We start from the raw sequence: 18,397 nt of genomic DNA, 5'->3' as shown, positions 1-18,397 counted from the left end.
AATTCTATTTTGCCAATATAAAACAAAACTTAATTTGCAAAATAGCCTATAATCCAAATACTATTGCTTGCAAAAACGCGCTTCTTACTTCCTAGCCTTTTTTTGCATTTCAGGCAAACCATCGGCCAGTCTGCTAGGGCGCAATACATAGTAAACGCCAAGCAACGCCACAATAACAGATATGAGGTAGAATGTGATAGGCAGGAAAACGCCCAGTCCAACATCCATCGGAAATACTTTACTTAGTTGCTGGAATACCGTTTCGCGGATACCCGCTCCACCCACGCTAATAGGAATAATAGTTGCTAATGCCGATATTAAAAATGACAGCAAATACGGCGAAAACTTACCGGTAAAATTTTGGCCCACCATAATACAAACTATAGCCAATACCTGGAAGCCCTGTACGCCAACCGCCTTTGCATGGCCGCCAAGGAAATTACGGGTATAATCGCGGAAAAATTTGTAGGCTACAAAATAATAAATGGCCGATGCCACAGCAAATATGCCGAATGGTACACCAATATGCACATCAATTTGGGGAATTAGCAGTATCAGGAACACCGTAACTAAGCCAATGGCCCACAAGCCGCTCAGCCTATCGAACATAATAGCCCAGAATACTTTTTTTGCCGGCATATTATAGTTTTTGTGCAATAAGTATATCTTATAACCATCGCCGCCAATACCGCCCGGTAAAAGGAAATTATAAAACAAGCCCAGCAGGTATAAACGAAAATTAAATTTAGCGTTAAGTTTCAGGTCGATAGATTTGAAGAAACTCATTAAACGCCAGGACGACATCAGCATAGAGCAGAAATAAAGCACCAGCGCTGCCAGCATCCACCAATAATTAGCGTGCAAAAGCCTGAATTTCACTTTCTCTAACGGTACTTTGCTAAATACATAGTACAGTAAAGCAACGCTTACTGCAATTTTAAGGATAGTTTTTACCGCTGTCCAAAGCTTTTGCTTTAGGGTTTTGGGCTCTTTATATTCTAACGTTTCTTCTATTTCTGACATTGGCGACAAAGATAGTGAATTAGAGATTAGAGGTTAGTTAATTAGTGTTAAGTTAATCGAATCAATACTGAAACATCATCAAACCTTCATTGTTTCGGAACTGTAGCCATAGGTTTTAATCCTATCGCTATGGAAATGTCATTTATAACTAATCTCTAATCAACTAATCTCTAATCTCTGATACAAAACTGTATTTTTGCGCAAAATTTGATCTGATAAATATGAGCAAGGTTAAAGTTGGAATAGTGCAAATGACCTGTGTTGCCGATAAGCAGCAAAATTTGCAAAAAGCGATAGTAAAGGTGCGCGAGGCAGCCGCTAAAGGTGCGCAGATCGTCTGCCTGCAGGAGTTATTTACCTCGTTATATTTTTGTGATGAGGAAAACTACGACAATTTTAAACTGGCTGAAAGCATCCCCGGCCCATCTACCGATGAACTTTCTAAAGTAGCGGGTGAATTGGGGGTGGTGATCATCGCATCGTTATTTGAAAAGCGCGCACAAGGCGTTTACCATAATACCACCGCTGTGCTTGATGCTGATGGGGCCTACCTTGGCAAATACCGTAAAATGCATATCCCGGACGATCCCGGCTTTTACGAGAAATTTTACTTTACCCCGGGCGATTTGGGTTACAAAGTTTTCAAAACCAAGTTTGCTACTATTGGCGTGCTCATTTGCTGGGACCAATGGTACCCCGAAGCTGCCCGTATTACTAGCCTGATGGGTGCAGAGATACTATTTTACCCAACCGCCATAGGCTGGGCTACCACGCAGGATGAAGCTACAAACGTTAAGCAATACAACGCCTGGCAAACTATTCAGCGCAGTCATGCAGTGGCTAATGGTGTGCACGTGGTGAGCGTGAACCGGGTAGGCGAGGAAGCTGGTGTAAAATTCTGGGGCGGCTCTTTCTTTGCTGATCCATTTGGCGAATTATTGCACCAAACCACTGTTGATGAAGAAGAAGTGATTGTAAAGGAACTCGACCTGGATAAATCTGATTACTATCGCAGCCACTGGCCATTTTTGCGTGACCGCAGGATAGATTCTTATCAACCGATAACAAAACGATTACTCGATAACGATTAACCACCGCGCCATTGCGAGGAACGAAGCAATCTCCCGATTAGCAGAACAGTTTGCATAGCTTTGAGATTGCTTCGTGCCTCGCAATGACGACGTTTATGTCATAATACCATGAACCAACCCACCAATAAACACTTGCCCGTAGGCTTCTCCTTCCCCGCCGAATGGGAACGCCACACTGCTACCTGGCTTAGCTGGCCACACAAGGAAGAATCGTGGCCGGGTAAAATTGGTTTGATATATAGTAAGTATGCCGAATTTGTACGCGAGATAGCCAAAGGCGAACTGGTACGTATTAACGTAGTCGACGAGCAGATGCAGGCCTTTGCCAAATTACAACTGGATATGGCGGGTGTGGATATGACCAAGATCGAATTCTTCCAGTTCCCCACTAACGATGCCTGGTGTCGCGATCATGGTCCGGCGTTTTTGGTGAACAGAGCCACTAAGGAAAAAGCTATTATTGATTGGGATTATAATGCCTGGGGCGGTAAATATCCGCCATTTGATTTGGATGATGTGATCCCGACCAAAATAGGCGAACATTTCGGTCTGCCGGTATTTCACCCGGGTATTGTAATGGAAGGCGGCTCGGTTGATTTTAATGGGGCCGGTACGGTGCTGACTACTACGGCTTGCCTGCTAAACCAAAACCGTAACCCGCATTTAAATCAGCAGCAAATAGAAACTTACCTGCATACCTATTACGGTGTTGACCAGGTATTGTGGCTGGGCGATGGCATTATCGGCGATGATACCGATGGCCATATTGATGACATTATACGTTTCACTAACGAAGATACTGTAGTAACCGTTGTTGAGGAAAACAAAAACGACGAGAACTATCATATTTTGCAGGAGAACCTGCAAACCCTTAAAACAATGCGCCTGCTAAACGGCAAGCAGTTGAATATAATAGAATTACCCATGCCCGACCCGGTAATATGGGAAGATCAACGCCTGCCGGCATCGTATGCTAACTTTTATATTGCCAACTCGGCAGTTATTGTGCCAACATATCGTTGCGATAAAGATGATAAAGCACTGGATATCCTGCAGCAATGCTTCCCCGACAGGAAAATTGTAGGTATCGATTCAACAGATATTATCTGGGGCTTGGGCAGCTTCCATTGTTTAAGTCAGCAGGAGCCGGCGGTGTAAGTTATTACGGATTACTGCTCGTCTAAATTCACAAACCTGCTTTCCACCAATTGCAGTATTTCCTCGCCATCGCGCAGATTTGAATAGGGCACGCGCATAGTGCGCCCTGATTTTGATACCAGGATAATACGGTAACGCCTGGTTTTGGGAATACGGCGCATTTTATAGCCTGCAACATCGTCAAAAAGCATTTCATTATTGGCCAAAGCGCTTTTAGTTTTAATGCTGTTTGATGTAATAATTACTTTTAGGCTTAGCATAAAGAAAATCACAAAAAACATAACTAACACTATCACAACAGTTGCCAGCAGCCAGGCCGCTTGTTCGGCAGATGCAGTAGGGTAACTGCGTAACAACGCAATAATGGCAAATACAGTGATGCCTGCAACAGCTATCCGGAAAGGTAAGGCTACCTGATATTCTTTCTCCATATAACACCAAGATATAAATGATTTTTCAGTATTTGCTGTTCAGAATTCTCTTTGTGTTTTATTAAAATCCTTATACTCTTTTTGGTTAAATTAATTTAGCCGATTTTTCACCGACAATTCGCCCGCTTTTACCGACTTCTTTACTTAACCTGCCAACTACCAGTTTGCAAAAGCGTACCATTATATTAGTTTTACATCATCAAATAAAATTACAATACGTACAATACAACACAACATAGATCATGAGTATCGAACAAAAATATCCACAAGGCCAGCGCAATGGAAAAGTAATTGCTGGCCTTATTCTTTTAGCAGTAGGCGCGGTGCTGCTGCTACAGCAATTAAGCTGGTTCTTTTTTCCCGGCTGGCTTATTAGCTGGCCAATGTTTTTTATAGTTTGGGGACTGTATAGTGGCGCCAAACACGAGTTTAAAAAACCCGGCGCTTTAATTATACTCGCTATCGGTATCATTTTCCTGGCCGATCGTATTATTCCCGGCATCCACCTTTCGCGTGCTATTTGGCCATTAATGATTATTGGCTTTGGTTTATGGATGATAATGGGTAAACGCCAGCGCTGGGACCGTAGAAGTTTTGAAAAGTATAGAGGAGGTAACCCTTTTGGTGGTCACGAGTTTACTAATCCGTTCGACCCGACAAATAAACCTGACCCCAATTTTGACCCTAATGGCCCAAGTGCCGATCAGGCTACCAGTGGTTCATCCACTGTTCCGCCGTACGAGGGTGATAATTACATTGATACCGTATCAGTTTTTGGCGGTGTGAAGCGGACGATCCTTTCAAAAGACTTTAAGGGCGGAGACATCGTTAACATTTTTGGTGGCACCGATCTTGACCTTACCCAAGCCGATATTAACGGACGGGTTATTATTGATATTACCCAGTTGTTTGGTGGTATTAAGCTGATCATTCCGCCGCATTGGCAAGTGACATCAGATGTAGCCGCTGTTTTTAGCAATGTTGATGATAAGCGTCGCAGCATGGGTACCCCGCTAAGCAACGATAAAGTGCTGGTAATAACCGGCACCTCCATATTTGCCGGGGTTGATATCCGGAGTTTCTAATTACGCAGCGCAAACGTAAAACTTAACTATAAACAATTTGAGCAATCAAACATCAGCTTCGTTGAAATTGGACTGGGCATTTGCCGGCTGTGGTGTGGCATGGTTTGCGTTGCAAACTTATATCATCCACAGCTTTGCTTTTGATTGGTATACCGCTACCATTGATGGGCTGGCCAGTACCATCCTGCTTTCGGCGGCCTGCTGGTTAATTAACAATAACCTGCGTTACTATCAACCGGGTAAAGGCAGCTATATTAACCTGTTTATCTGGTGCGTGGCGCTTGCCGCGGCAACTGTGGCCGGCAGCCGTTATTGCCTGCCATTGGTAAATAGCAGTGCGCTTTATCTTAGTTTCTTGTCGCAATCGCTGGTTATACGTTTTTTTACTAATTTTTTGGCTATTGGCTGGATGGCCATGATAAGCCTGGTATGGTATGCGCAGATAGATCAAAAAGAGAACGAGAAACGCAAAAGTGAAGCCGAACGCCTGGCCCGCGATGCCGAGCTTTATAACCTGCGCCAGCAATTACAGCCGCACTTTTTATTCAATAGCTTAAATTCAATTAACGCGCTGATAGGCTTTAAACCCGACGAGGCCCGAAGAATGATCCATCAGCTGTCTGATTTTTTGCGGGGTACCCTGAAGAAGGACGATCAGCAGTTGGTGACCCTAAACGAAGAACTGGCGCATTTGCAGTTGTACCTGGATATAGAAAAAGTGCGCTTTGGCCACCGGCTAAATACCGAGATAAGCTGCGATAAGCAATGCGGTACAGCAATGTTACCTGCTTTGCTGCTGCAACCCATTGTTGAAAATGCCATAAAATTTGGCTTGTATGATACTACTGACGCTGTCACTATTAGCATACGCGGCGAACTGGAAGATAGTTATCTGTTAATTATGATACAAAACCCTTACGATGCTAAAACTACCCGCCCGCGCACAGGTACAGGTTTTGGTTTGCGAGGGGTACAGCGCCGCCTTTATTTACTTTTTGCCCGTAACGACCTGGTGGAAACTCATGGAAATGATGATATATTTACAACCATTATAAAAGTACCGCAGGTATGAAACGCGTATTAATTATTGATGATGAACCTTTGGCACGAATGGTTGTGCAGGAATATTTACAGGGGATGCCCGGCATAGAAGTTATTGGCGAATGCGGTGATGGGTTTGAAGGTATAAAAGCCGTCAATCAACACAAACCTGACCTGGTTTTCCTTGATGTACAAATGCCCAAAATAAACGGCTTTGAAATGCTGGAACTGTTGGAACAACAGCCTGCCGTAATATTTGCCACAGCTTTTGATGAATATGCCATTAAGGCCTTTGAAGCACATGCGGTTGATTACCTGCTAAAACCTTTTAGTAAAGAGCGCTTGCAAAAGGCGGTTGAAAAATACCTGGGCCAGGCACCGGTACAAGCTCAGAAACAAACCGAGCAACTGCTGGAAAGCGCGGCATTATCGCCGGCACAGCACGAGCGGATTGTAGTAAAAACCGGCACTAAAGTAAAGATTATCCCTGTGCAGGATGTATTATACCTGGAAGCTGATGATGATTACGTAAGTATCCATACAGCCGAGGGATCGTACCTGAAAAATAAGACCATGGGTTTTTTCGAACAAACGCTCGACCCGCGCCAGTTTGTACGCGTACACCGCTCATACATTGTAGCCATCCCCGAAATTACCCGTATAGACCCCTATGAAAAAGATGCCCACATTGCCATCCTGAAATCAGGCGCTAAAATACCGGTAAGCAAATCGGGCTATGTGAAGCTGAAGCAGGTACTGGGAATTTAAGCCCCTAACCCCTAAAGGGGAACTTCCATACCTCCCCTTTAGGGGCGGTGGCCTTCAATACAACAGCCTAAACCTAATGGTCTGCTCAATCGCTTTTAACTCCTCTAATACCTGTGTATCGTAGCCTGTGTTTACATCGGTAATTACGTAGCCAATTTGCGGGTTGGTCACCAAAAATTCGCCAACGATATTGATGTTATGACGGGCAAACACCTCGTTTATTTTAGCTAAAATACCCGGCACATTTTTGTGGATATGTATCAGCCTGTGGGCATTGCTTACACGTGGCGGTTGCAAATCGGGGAAGTTGCAGCTGGTATGGGTTTTACCCTCGTTCATAAAGGCAATTACCCTTTTGGGGATAAAATCCACATTGCGGGGGTTGTTCTTCGGGTCGTCAAAGATGATGATCCCTGCGGCGCAGGCGGTATCGGCCAGTTTGCGGCTTTGCACTTTGCCAAAGCAACCAATAACCTTTAAGCGGCCGGCATTTTCTACCTGTTCGGGTGTGGGCTGGTTGGCCTCATCGCAAAATAGTACACCGGCTTCCTGCAAATAACTTTCTTCAATATGGCTTTTGTGGCGGATGTTGTAGCCTTCTTTACGCATTTGTGCCAGCGCTTCTTCGTCTATATCGCCAACCACCAAACATTTAATACGGTTTTTAGGATAGGATATAGCACGCGGCAGTTTATTCAGGTACAAAAATTCGTCAAAGCTTGGCGTGATATGGTCGGCGCGCTCGGTTACCGATTTACGCTCGATATTCTCGGTATAAGCAAAGAATTTTTTGATCATCCCCGATTCCCGCAACTGGAAATCAGAGTAGCCATCGCCAATGCCAAAAATATCGCCCTGCAAGTTTAACTCCTTCAACAGTTTAACCTTGCCGCCTTCCTGCGATAAGGGGTTGGATTTATCGTAACCAATTATTTTGCCTTCCTCATCAAACACAAAGGTATTGGCGTAAATATTTTCTTTCTTAATATGGTACTCAGTTACCACTGGGATAATAAATTCCTTGAATCCACCGGATACGATCAGCACTTCATCGGCATGATTTTTAAAAAACACACTGTTGCGGGAAAATGAGATAGATACCTTCTTTTTTAAATGAGTGATCAGTTGTTTCAGATGGTCGCGATTGGCTTCCAGCAGTTTTACCCGGGCAGCTAAACTTTCGGCAAAGGATAGGCGGCCTTCCATACTGGCGTTGGTATAATCTTCTATCTGCTGATATATTTTTTCGCGGTCGGGGTGGTTTTTTAATGATATGCGGGCCAGTTCATCCAAAGCCTCAACCTGTGTAAATGTGCTGTCGAAATCAATTATATAGTACTGTCCCATAAGTGTATGTATAACACCGCAAAAATGCAAAAAAATGCACAAAGGTTTATCCACAAAACATTAATGTGGAAAAACGATCAGTTTTGTAGTCTATCTTATACTAATTGCCAACGAGTATATTTTACAAATCACCCTATAAGGGTGTAAAACAGATGCTTGCAATAATGTAAGTTTAAAATGTCATTTAATTAATTAGCTATCAATATGTGCGTAAACCACTATCCTTTATAGGGAGGTGCAATTGTTTAAGCCCGTACGCCTAAGGTTTTGGTTAAATGTTAAATTATGTAAATCCCCCTATTTGGGGGATAAGACTACTAAATTGATAGTCTAAATTTGGAGCATACATTACAATACTATAACTGATCGAATTGTAACACAACCTAACCGGGAAGCCCTCAGCCGCATTCCGGCATCAATTATCATTTTACAATCATCAAGGGGTAGTATTCAAGTATGAGAATAAGGTATATTCCGTTTTTTACCGAAAATATGGAAGAGCAGGTCAGATTTTTTACGGAAACATTAAAGTTTAAAGTTGTAAACAAGATTAACTTGTATGCAAACACAACCGGTACTGTTTTACAAAGCGAAAATGACGACGTGCTGATAGCAGTAAACGAACACCGGGAATACCGGGGCTGCAAAAATACCGTGATATTAAGTACAGATGATTGCCTGAAGGATTATCATAACTTACGTACCGAGGGCCTTGTGTTTACAAAAGAACCGCATTATTTGCCTGTTGGGCTGGTGGCTGAATTTACCGACCAGTTTGATAACCGCTTTATGCTGCTTGAGGAACGGAACTACAACGATGACCTTTAAATCAATTTGCTATGAAATACAACAAAACGCTGCGTAATAACAACACCATATGGAGTGATACGACCAGCCATAAACAGCAAACCCAGTACACCAATGATTTTAATATCCGCTTTGTATTTAGCGGGGATGAGGAATACAATATCGGCCGCAGGCAATTAACACTGTATCCCGACTCCTTTTTAATATTGAATAAAGGTACCCAATACACCAGCAAAATTGATTCGGCCAGCCCGGTTGAATCATTTTCGATGGGCTTTGATCAGGCTTTTTTGAATGACTTTAGCAATAGCTGGCAACTGAACGAACGCAGATTGCTTGACCGTAACAGCAGCCGTGTGCATGAATATGATTTCAGCGAAACCCTTTATCCTTTTAAAGGAGATATACGCTTTAACGTGCAACACCTTAAAAACTATATGGATAAAGGTGCGCATAATGAAATGCTGATAAATGAATACATGCACCACTGCCTGCTGAATTATTATACCATATATGACCAGGAAATATACAAGAAAATAGAATCGCTTAAGTTTTTGAACCGTAGCACTAAGGTTGAAATTTTACGTCGCCTTAACCTGGCGAAAGAATATTTGCTGAGCAACTTTAATCAAAATATCAGCCTGGAAGACCTGGCCGACCATGCCTGCCTTTCGGTAAACCACCTGCTGCGCACGTTTAAACAAGCTTTTCATCAATCGCCGCATCAATTTTTAATGCAAACACGTTTACAACGTGCCAAAATACTTTTAAAAACAACTAATTACCCTATTAATGAGATTGTAAACCTGGTAGGGTTCGAATGCCCAAGCTCGTTCATCAGGTTATTTAAAAACCGTTACGATATTACACCTTTAAAATTCAGGTGTTCGTTATAACTCCCTTTTTTGATGGTTGACAATAAGCCGGGTAGTGCAATAAGCTATCCGGTTTTCTTTTGTACGATCTTACCAGGTGTGATGTGCTGATTTGCTGGTTGTTCAGGCGCAGAACTGCATCGCGTTTTAAAAAGCAAAATTGGCAGCAAATAACCACTGTTCAGCGCTAATATTTATGCGGCCTTAACCTCGCCTATTGGGTGAAATATCGGCCTATTCCGGTTAAATTTGACTATCAGGCTGTCTTTTTGATACGCGGGTATCTTTCAAAGAACTTACACAATATACTAAATTTCAGGGCGAATAAAAAGCGAATTTTTTGAATAATTTGGAATAAATTACCGGGCTTATCGAATAATTATAAATAATAATAAATAATTTTAAGTAATTACTTTTTGTACAGATGCTACAATAATCAGCTCTTTGTATCTATAAAAAATATGCCCGCGCAGTAGCTCCCAAAATTCAAGATAGTGTAGCCGCTGTTGGAGTTGTCTCCAACAGATTTGTATGTTGCCGTGAATTAGTTGTTGGTGACAACACCAACAACGGCATCCTGTTGCCTCCAACAGCATGCGCGTGGCCGTGATTAATTGTTGGTGACAGCACCAAAACGGCATCAAGAGTTGTCTCCAATAGCATGTGCTATCCGGTTTTCTTATGGATACAAGGTGTATCATGGCCATCCCCCTCACTTAAAATATGCCGGAATTGTCAAAAGAGTGATAACCGCATATCCGGGGGTGATACTCGCATATCACCCTGTATTTGCCTTTCCTAATATTACATTTTAACATAATTGGCGCCCAAAGCCAGATTGATTTTTATTAACTGTTTACACATGTCAGCATTTCAACGCAACAGAAATCCACCTTAATTTATTTTTTAACATGCTGATAAACAGCAATTAATGTATTTATCCAATACGCAACAACTAACTAACTCACAAAACACATGAAGCAAAAATTACTTATTATTTTATTATTGGGGTTTGCGGTATTAACCAACGCATTTGCCCAGGAAAGAAAAATTACGGGTAGGGTGGTAAGCGCCGACGATAATCAATCGTTACCCGGCGTATCCGTAAAAATTAAAGGGACCACCAAAGGTGTATTAACCGATGGCGACGGAAATTTTTCTATTTCAGCAAACACTGGCCAAACGCTGGTATTTTCATTTATAGGTTACAGCGAATATAGCGTTGTTGTACCTAAGGGCAACCTTCCTTTAATTAAACTGGGTGCCAGTAATAAGCTGCTTAGCGAAGTTGTGGTAACCGATGGTTATACCACACAATCTAAAAAATTCCGCACAGGCGCCTCAACTACAGTATCAGGCGTTGAGAATGAGAATAAACCATTCTCGTCGCCACTGCAGGCATTGCAGGGCGAGGTGCCGGGCTTAAACGTTAGCTCGAACAGTGGCCAGCCGGGTGCTAACGTACAGGTGCGTTTACGCGGTGTGGGCTCTATAGGCGCAGGCTCGAACCCGTTGTATGTAATAGATGGTATGATAGTTAACGCCGGTGACCTTTCACGCTTAACTACCAGTACCAACGTTTTGTCAGGCATCAACGAGGATGATATTGAAAGCATCACCGTTTTGAAAGATGCCTCTGAAACCGCTATTTACGGTTCAAGGGGTGCTAACGGTGTTGTTGTTATTAATACCAAACATGGTAAAGCCGGTAAAACACAGGTAAGGTTTGATGCAGAGGCGGGTGTTACCAACGTTTTGCCTATCCCGGATGCAGGCAAACCATTGACAGCCGATCAATTTAAAGCTTTATTTATTGAAGGTGATACCAATTCAGGTTCAACTGCGGCCGATGTAGCTGCAGATTTGGCTTCGTTTGGCTTGAACGGCCCAAGCAACGATTGGTATAAACTGATTACCCGTAAAGGTACGCAACAGCAATACAACGTTTCTATTAATGGCGGTAGTGATGCTACCCGTATATTTGCATCGGCAGGATATTTTAAACAGGAAGCTACAATTATCGGTTCAAGTTTAAAAAGGTACACCGGTCAGTTCAATATCGATCATACCATTAGTAAAAAGGTTTCGTTAAGTAACAACCTTAATTTTTCTAACATCAACCAGTTAACGCCTACCAATGGTGGTACTTTTGCCAACCCTACCAGCAGTATATGGTTTTTGCTGCCCTACCAGCTAGCCTATAATGCCGATGGTTCAATCAACTCATCAACATCGGGCAATAATAACTTCACCAGCCAGTATAACCCAATATATATAGCTGCTAACAATAAATACTATTCATCGCAGAATAGAATACTGGAAGGCTTGACCTTAAAATGGAATATTTTGGATAATCTGAAATTTACCAGCTTTGGAAGCATTGACTATAATGTACTGGAAGAGCAATTGTTCTATAACCCGGTTATGGGCGACGGCCAATCTGCACATGGTTCAGGTTATGATTATTATACCCGCTTCTTTAACTGGCTGGCCAGGAACCAATTTGAATACCGTGCCAATTTGCTTCCTGATATGCATTTGAACGTAACAGCAGGTTACGAGGCGCAACGTTCGCAAAGTTATCAGATCAGTGCGCAGTCAAACGGTTATCCAACAACGCAACCTTTACTGCTGGCATCAGCTAACGCTTCAACGCCAATCACCGGTCGTGGTACATTCTCCAACTATGCTTTCGATTCGTTCTACAGTATTGGTGGTGTGAATTATAAAAACAGGTACTCATTAACTGCGACATTCAGAAGGGATGGTTCGTCTGTATTTGGTACCGACCACCAGTTTGGTAATTTCTATTCAGTGGGCGGCGCCTGGAATATCGATCAGGAAAGCTTCTTTAATGTTCAGCACACGCTGTCATCGTTTAAGCTACGCGGATCATACGGTACCGTTGGTAATGCACAGGGATTGGGTAACTATGCCGCAAGGCCAACCGCGGGGTACGGTGTAAATTACGCCGGTAATAACGGCCAGAACTATAATACCGTAGGTAACCCTGAACTGACCTGGGAAGCGCAGAAAAAGCTGGACATTGGTGCTGATTTTGGCTTCCTGCACGATAGGTTAAGCTTCACAGTTGATTACTATCGTAACAACATCGACCGCCTGATCCAAACTGCGCAAATTTCGCGCACCACTGGTTTTGCCGGTATAGTGGAGAACATTGGCGGTATGGTAAATAAAGGTTTTGAAGCCAGCGTGAAAGGCTGGGTTATTAAGTCGAAAGATTTTAACTGGAATACCAGCTTTAATATAGCCCTGAACCAAAACCGTGTAACATCATTAATTGGCCACGCGCCGGTTGTGAATGGCCCATTCCAATATCGCGAGGGCATGGATTTCCAAACCTACTATGTGCGTTTATATGCCGGTGTTAACTCTGCCAATGGCGAGGCTTTGTGGTATACTGATGGTACACGTACCGCTACCACAAACTCATACACCACTGCGCAGCGTGTAAATATGTACCAGGCAGATCCAAAGGAGTTTGGTGGTTTTAGCAACACGTTCAGCTATAAAGGTATTACCCTTACCGCTGATCTGTACTACAACTTTGGTAACTATGTGAATGATTCGAGCTGGGGTTATTACCTGAACGATGGCACTTTTGCTTTGAGTAATAAATACCAATACACATATCAAAACCGCTGGACAACGCCGGGTCAGGTTACCGACGTGCCTAAGTTTGTATTTGGTGGCGGTACATCTCCTAACTCATCAAACTTCTCATCGCGCGAGCTATACTACGGTGATTACATCAGGCTTAAGAACCTTGTTGTTGGTTACGATTTCAAAAATATCGCTTACCTGAAAAGATTTGGTATCAGCAAACTTTACCTGTATGGCCGTGGCACCAACTTATGGACAAAAACTTACGACAAACGATTGCCATTTGATCCGGAGCAAGGTATAAACGGGACTAATAACCTTGATGTATTACAGGGCAAAACATTCACAATAGGTTTAAATATTGGCTTATAAAATTTAAAGACTATGAAAATTAAAAGATTAATATATTTATTACTTGCAGGTGTCACAGCTTTTAGTGCCTGCAAAAAAGAGTTCCTGGATGAGAAACCGCCAACAGCGGTACCGGTAACCGAGGCGATAAAGACCGAGAACGATTTAGCCGACGCTGTTAACGGTATGTATGCTGCTATGCGCTCTACCCTATTCTATGGCCGCGATGTGCAGTTTTTAGGTGATGAACTTGCAGATAATACCTATATCAGCAATAATAATTCGGGTCGTTATTTGTCTGAAATGACTTATACCTACATTGCCAGTTCGGGTGAACCGGCAAATATATGGGGCCAGGGGTATTACACCATATTACAGGCCAACCGTATAATTTACGCTGCTAACTCGCTGCCTGCAAGCAACAATGTTAACCAGTTAAAAGGCGAGGCTTACGCTGTGCGCGCGTTGTGTTATTTAACCTTGCAACAGTTTTATGCAACTCCATTCACTGTAGATCCGGCTGCCATTGGCGTGCCACTGATTACCGCGCCAACAAACATTATTGGCCCGTTTGCTAAACCATCCCGTAATACTTCGGCTGTAGTTTATGCTAAGATCATCAGTGATTTGGATAGTGCTTACGCGATTATGCCTGCTACCGGTGCGCCAACACTGCATGCGCAAAATTCCGAGTATATTGCCAAATATGCTGCTAAGGCTATTGAGTCGCGCGCCTACCTGTATAAAGGCGATTACGCCAACGCCCGCGATGCTGCCCTACTGGTAGTTAATAATGGTGGTTATACCCTTGCAACAGCTGCTAACTATGTGGCTTACTGGGCTAATCCTGCGCCGCAAACCGGCAAACTGGAGACCATTTTTGAACTGGCGCAAAATACCGCCACCAATAATGGTAACACTGGTATGGATTATTTTTATAACCAGGCGGGTTATGGCGATGCTTTAGTTTATACCGATTTTTACAACACCTTCTCGGCAACGGATGTACGTAAAAGCTTGTTTTTAACTACCAGCGCAAAACGTGGCGCGGTACTGGTAAACAACAAGTATTCAAATGTCACTAATGCTAACGATAAGGACGATATTAAAGTGATCAGGTATTCGGAAGTGTTGCTAACTTTAGCCGAGGCCTATGCCCGCACCGGTAATGAACCGCTGGCCTTAACCTACCTTAACCAAGTGGCCCAGCGCCGTGATCCATCGCTGATTGGTTATGTTTCAACAGGCGCAACTTTAATCAACGATATCCTAAACGAAAGAAGGAAAGAATTGGCCTTTGAAGGTTTAAGATATTACGATTTGGTGAGGCTTAACTTGCCGGTGAACCGCCCGGCCCAAACTGCTGCGGCTGCGTTTACACGTACGCTCGATGTAACCAGCCCTAAACGTATATTCCCTATCCCGCAAGGTGAAATTGACGCTAACCCGGCAATTACCCAAAACACGGGTTACTAAATTTTGCTGTGATACAAAATAAAAAGCGGCCCTGTTTTAGGGCCGCTTTTTTATGTTTTTATGCGTAATAGGGTGATTTTCACCTATACGCAACAAATCACATCAGCTACTTTTACAGCAACCGAATGTTTCTTCATTTTAATATTTGGTCAGTTAATAATAGTTAATTAAAAAGGCCAGTCACGCGAGGTGGGTGGCTTTTCTTTTACTAAGATATTTAAAAAAATGAATAATCCAAAAATGTGCGAAAATCACCATTGGTGATTTTGCGTGTAACGTTTTTTGGGTGAATGTGTCTATTAGTAAAACATCACCACAATTATGAAACCATATATAATAGTAGCAGTAGCGGGTACCGTGATCGTTAACGGTTTTGGCTTTGGCAAGGCCGACAGAAAGCACGACCCTTTTTTAAAAGCGGATATGAAGTTTTTAAAAAACCACGAAAAAAAGTGTAACGACAGCGTAAGCAACTGCAAAGCCAGGCATTGGCACAATTGTAAAGCTGTGGTTTAGTATAATGTCCAATCCGCCGTTGTATTAGTAACTAAGCCGGCGCCCATCATATATATTCAAATTGCAGCAGCCGGCCCGTTCCATACGAACAGGCCGGCTGTTTTATTAATTATTTACTTAGCATTATCAGCCAATTCCCAAAATACTTTCGCGCTAAGAGGGTATACCACACCTGTATCGCTTGTTTTTAAATGTGCGGCATACCGTTGCAGCAATGCCGGATGATGTGCCAGCGCACGGAGATAGTTTTTAATATGTTGCAGGGTAAAGCTTTGCCTAAACTCTGGCCGCAGGGACGGCTCGTTAGCGTAGCATACGTTCCCCTCAGTATCACCGGGACTGATATACAGTAGTCCAAGGTTGCTGCTTACATGCTGTATCAGATCGTCAATATGTTGTGGGTTGGGCATAGTACTATTTATGCCATCACAGTTTCACACCCCTTAAAAACTCCTCGATACCCAACCGTTTTTTGCCTTCCAATTGCAAATCGGTTACTGATACAAAGCCGTCTTTACATGCAAATTTCAAGTATGCTTTACCATCGGTTAAAAAACCACCGGGTTGTATGCCAGGTTCAGTTTCATCTTTCAAGGCCTTATATACCTTCAGGACCTTATCATTCAGCGTAGTAAACGCGGTAGGGTATGGACTAAGCCCTCTGATCAGATTATAAACTTTTTCAACCGGCTGATTGAAGTCAATTTTACAGGTTTCTTTAAATATTTTGGGGGCGTGTTTTATCTCGGTTGCCTCAAAACTGTCCTGCGGGTGTTGCTGGTAGCGGCCGCTTTCAATAGCCTTAACGGTTTTTACCAGTAAGCCTGCCCCTTTGTTCATCAGGCGGTTGTGAAGGTCGCCGGCGGTTTCTTCGCCGGTAAGGGTAACTTTTTCGGTGAACAGCACATTGCCGGTATCGATATCATGCTGTAATAAAAACGTAGTAACGCCGCTCTCTTTTTCCCCATTAATAATAGCCCAGTTAATTGGGGCGGCACCCCGGTATTGCGGCAATAGCGAGGCATGCAGGTTAATAGTCCCCTTCGGCGGCATATTCCAAACTACTTCGGGCAACATACGGAAGGCTACTACTACTTGCAAATCAGCATTCAGTGCCTTCAGTTCTTCCAAAAATTCCGGGTCCTTCAGCTTTTCTGGCTGCAGTACTTTAATACCTTTGGCTACTGCGTATTGCTTAACGGCCGATTCGCTTAGTTTTTGTCCGCGGCCAGCCGGTTTATCAGGCGCGGTAACTACGCCAACAATATCAGCGCCCGAATCTATCAAAGCTTCCAGCGATGCAACCGCAAATTCGGGTGTCCCCATGAATACTATTTTCATAATCTATTATTAAGCCCCCTCTAAATCTCCCCCTGTAGGGGAGACTTTATAATATCCTGCAAGCCCTCCCTTCCGGGGAGGGTTGGGAGGGGCGGGTATTTTATTTATATAATAAATATTTTTGCCGCATAAGCTTATACCGGCTCAATGCAGGTTCCCAGCTCAAACGTATTTCTTCCTCAGATTTTCCAGCTACAATTTGCTTCCGTAATTCTTCCGATCCGGTTAGCTTTGTGAAATAGGCTGTAAAAAAATGCTCTTTATCCGGCGATTGCTTATACATGTCGATGATCCACGAGAGGTTTAGTTTGCCGGATTTCCACAATTTATCGGTGTCATATTTCCTAAGGTCTAAGCCATAGCAGGTTTGACCCTTTAGCGGCGGGTTATCACTTACACCGGGGATACTTACCGGGGTGAAGCTAAACTTATATTTATCTTTCAACAACGGACTCCCCACCACCTGGAATGGAAACGGCGTACCGCGGCCCAAACTAAAAGTAGTGCCCTCAAACAAGCACAAACTTGGATATAATAATACCGATTGGTATGTGCTTAAATTGGGCGATGGGTTAATAGGTAATTTATATGCCATGGCATGGGTATAGTTGGCCACTTTAATAATTTTCAGCTTACACTTAATGTGGCCTTTTAACCAGCCTTCGCCATTTATCATTTGGGCATATTCGCCCAGCGTCATGCCGTGAGTGATGGGGATAGGGTGCATCCCAACGCTCGATTTGAACGCGGTATCCAACACCGCGCCGTCAACCACATTGCCATTTGGATTAGGCCGGTCAAGTATCATTAGTTCGATATTGTTTTCGGCACAGGCCTCCATTACATAGTGCAGGGTGGTGAGGTAAGTATAAAAACGGGCGCCAACATCCTGCATGTCAAAAATCATCAGGTCAATACCTTTTAAATCTTCAGGGCGGGGTTTGTGTTTGCGGCTGCCATAAAGCGATAGGGCCGGTATGCCTGTTTTAGGATCTACCGTATCTTCTACCTTACCGCCATCCGCCGCGTTGCCGCGGAAGCCATGTTCGGGGCCGAATATTTTTTTCACCTCAACACCAAGCTTTACCAGGCTATCTACACTGAAGGATAGGTTTTTGCCAATTACCGATGTTTGGTTGATCACCATACCTACATGCTTGCCCTTTAAATAGGGAAGATATAATTCGGTTTGGTCGGCACCGGTAGCGATTTCTTTACTATTTCGTAGGTCAATTTTCGAAACGGCATTGCGTATACCCTTATAAAGTCCCCTTACATCGCCTTTGCCAGCCGGTTTGCTAAGCGGGGGCTGGTTTTGGTCTCCCTTAGTATTCACTTGTGCGAACACGCTTAAGCTACCCAGCGCCAGCATTAAAACTATAAACGATCTTTTTTGTGCTCTCATTTACATCAAACCTAAATTACAATTGTTAAACCAGCTTAATTAAGTCATTTTCGCCTTA

Annotated in this window: 16 protein-coding genes; 10 read left to right on the top strand and 6 right to left on the bottom strand. The window is 43.3% G+C overall.

Features of this window, described 5'->3' with window-relative positions:
- Positions 1-84 precede the first annotated feature (84 nt).
- The gene (locus IRJ18_RS13670; protein ID WP_194106879.1) at positions 85-1,023 is read right to left on the bottom strand and encodes a lysylphosphatidylglycerol synthase transmembrane domain-containing protein; all 939 of its coding nucleotides are present in this window, start codon (positions 1,021-1,023) and stop codon (positions 85-87) included.
- 221 nt (positions 1,024-1,244) lie between these two features.
- On the opposite strand from IRJ18_RS13670, the gene IRJ18_RS13665 reads away from it, so the two are divergent.
- Both IRJ18_RS13665 and IRJ18_RS13660 read left to right on the top strand, forming a co-directional pair.
- Positions 1,245-2,114, top strand: coding sequence for a carbon-nitrogen hydrolase (locus IRJ18_RS13665; RefSeq protein ID WP_194106878.1), 870 nt, complete (start codon positions 1,245-1,247; stop codon positions 2,112-2,114).
- Between the two features lie 108 nt (positions 2,115-2,222).
- On the top strand, positions 2,223-3,272 hold the full coding sequence (locus tag IRJ18_RS13660) for an agmatine deiminase family protein (protein ID WP_194106877.1): 1,050 nt from the start codon (positions 2,223-2,225) through the stop codon (positions 3,270-3,272).
- Between the two features lie 11 nt (positions 3,273-3,283).
- Here IRJ18_RS13660 and IRJ18_RS13655 read toward each other — a convergent pair whose 3' ends face one another.
- Positions 3,284-3,703 (bottom strand): hypothetical protein, encoded by a 420-nt coding sequence (locus IRJ18_RS13655; RefSeq protein ID WP_194106876.1) that lies wholly within the window; start codon positions 3,701-3,703, stop codon positions 3,284-3,286.
- Between the two features lie 242 nt (positions 3,704-3,945).
- On the opposite strand from IRJ18_RS13655, the gene IRJ18_RS13650 reads away from it, so the two are divergent.
- Genes IRJ18_RS13650 through IRJ18_RS13640 form a run of 3 tightly spaced genes read left to right on the top strand, consistent with a single transcriptional unit; the run spans position 3,946 to position 6,597 of the window.
- Positions 3,946-4,788 (top strand): LiaF transmembrane domain-containing protein, encoded by an 843-nt coding sequence (locus IRJ18_RS13650; RefSeq protein WP_194106875.1) that lies wholly within the window; start codon positions 3,946-3,948, stop codon positions 4,786-4,788.
- Between the two features lie 37 nt (positions 4,789-4,825).
- Entirely contained in the window at positions 4,826-5,860 is a 1,035-nt protein-coding gene (locus IRJ18_RS13645; protein WP_228072863.1) for a sensor histidine kinase, read from the top strand.
- Complete coding sequence (locus tag IRJ18_RS13640) at positions 5,857-6,597, top strand: LytR/AlgR family response regulator transcription factor (RefSeq protein WP_194106874.1); 741 nt, start codon at positions 5,857-5,859, stop codon at positions 6,595-6,597. Before IRJ18_RS13645 ends, IRJ18_RS13640 begins: the two co-directional genes overlap by 4 nt.
- Positions 6,598-6,651: 54 nt before the next feature.
- On the opposite strand, the gene IRJ18_RS13635 is transcribed toward IRJ18_RS13640, so the two are convergent.
- Complete coding sequence (locus tag IRJ18_RS13635) at positions 6,652-7,944, bottom strand: HAD-IB family phosphatase (RefSeq protein WP_194106873.1); 1,293 nt, start codon at positions 7,942-7,944, stop codon at positions 6,652-6,654.
- 456 nt (positions 7,945-8,400) lie between these two features.
- On the opposite strand from IRJ18_RS13635, the gene IRJ18_RS13630 reads away from it, so the two are divergent.
- The 5 genes from IRJ18_RS13630 (at position 8,401) to IRJ18_RS13610 (ending at position 15,593) form a co-directional block, all read left to right on the top strand.
- Positions 8,401-8,772, top strand: a complete 372-nt coding sequence (locus tag IRJ18_RS13630; protein WP_194106872.1) for a VOC family protein — start codon at positions 8,401-8,403, stop codon at positions 8,770-8,772.
- 11 nt (positions 8,773-8,783) lie between these two features.
- Entirely contained in the window at positions 8,784-9,647 is an 864-nt protein-coding gene (locus tag IRJ18_RS13625) for a helix-turn-helix transcriptional regulator (protein ID WP_194106871.1), read from the top strand.
- 954 nt (positions 9,648-10,601) lie between these two features.
- Positions 10,602-13,622 (top strand): SusC/RagA family TonB-linked outer membrane protein, encoded by a 3,021-nt coding sequence (locus IRJ18_RS13620; RefSeq protein ID WP_194106870.1) that lies wholly within the window; start codon positions 10,602-10,604, stop codon positions 13,620-13,622.
- Positions 13,623-13,634: 12 nt separating this feature from the next.
- Positions 13,635-15,077: a RagB/SusD family nutrient uptake outer membrane protein gene (locus IRJ18_RS13615; protein ID WP_194106869.1), complete on the top strand. Its 1,443-nt coding sequence runs from the start codon at positions 13,635-13,637 to the stop codon at positions 15,075-15,077.
- A 321-nt stretch (positions 15,078-15,398) separates the two neighbouring features.
- The gene (locus IRJ18_RS13610; protein ID WP_194106868.1) at positions 15,399-15,593 is read left to right on the top strand and encodes a hypothetical protein; all 195 of its coding nucleotides are present in this window, start codon (positions 15,399-15,401) and stop codon (positions 15,591-15,593) included.
- A 113-nt stretch (positions 15,594-15,706) separates the two neighbouring features.
- Here the strand turns inward: IRJ18_RS13610 and IRJ18_RS13605 are convergent, their stop codons facing one another.
- The 3 genes from IRJ18_RS13605 to IRJ18_RS13595 all read right to left on the bottom strand — a co-directional run bounded on the left by IRJ18_RS13605 (position 15,707) and on the right by IRJ18_RS13595 (position 18,339).
- Positions 15,707-16,003, bottom strand: coding sequence for a hypothetical protein (locus tag IRJ18_RS13605; protein ID WP_194106867.1), 297 nt, complete (start codon positions 16,001-16,003; stop codon positions 15,707-15,709).
- A 16-nt stretch (positions 16,004-16,019) separates the two neighbouring features.
- On the bottom strand, positions 16,020-16,934 hold the full coding sequence (gene fmt, locus IRJ18_RS13600; RefSeq protein ID WP_194106866.1) for a methionyl-tRNA formyltransferase: 915 nt from the start codon (positions 16,932-16,934) through the stop codon (positions 16,020-16,022).
- A 100-nt stretch (positions 16,935-17,034) separates the two neighbouring features.
- A complete protein-coding gene (locus IRJ18_RS13595) occupies positions 17,035-18,339 on the bottom strand; it encodes an exo-beta-N-acetylmuramidase NamZ family protein (RefSeq protein WP_228072861.1) in 1,305 nt (434 codons plus the stop codon).
- Positions 18,340-18,397 lie beyond the last annotated feature (58 nt).

The sequence above is a fragment of the Mucilaginibacter boryungensis genome, assembly GCF_015221995.1.
Taxonomy (GTDB): Bacteria; Bacteroidota; Bacteroidia; order Sphingobacteriales; family Sphingobacteriaceae; genus Mucilaginibacter; species Mucilaginibacter boryungensis.
This window is presented reverse-complemented; position numbering and strand designations above follow the sequence as displayed.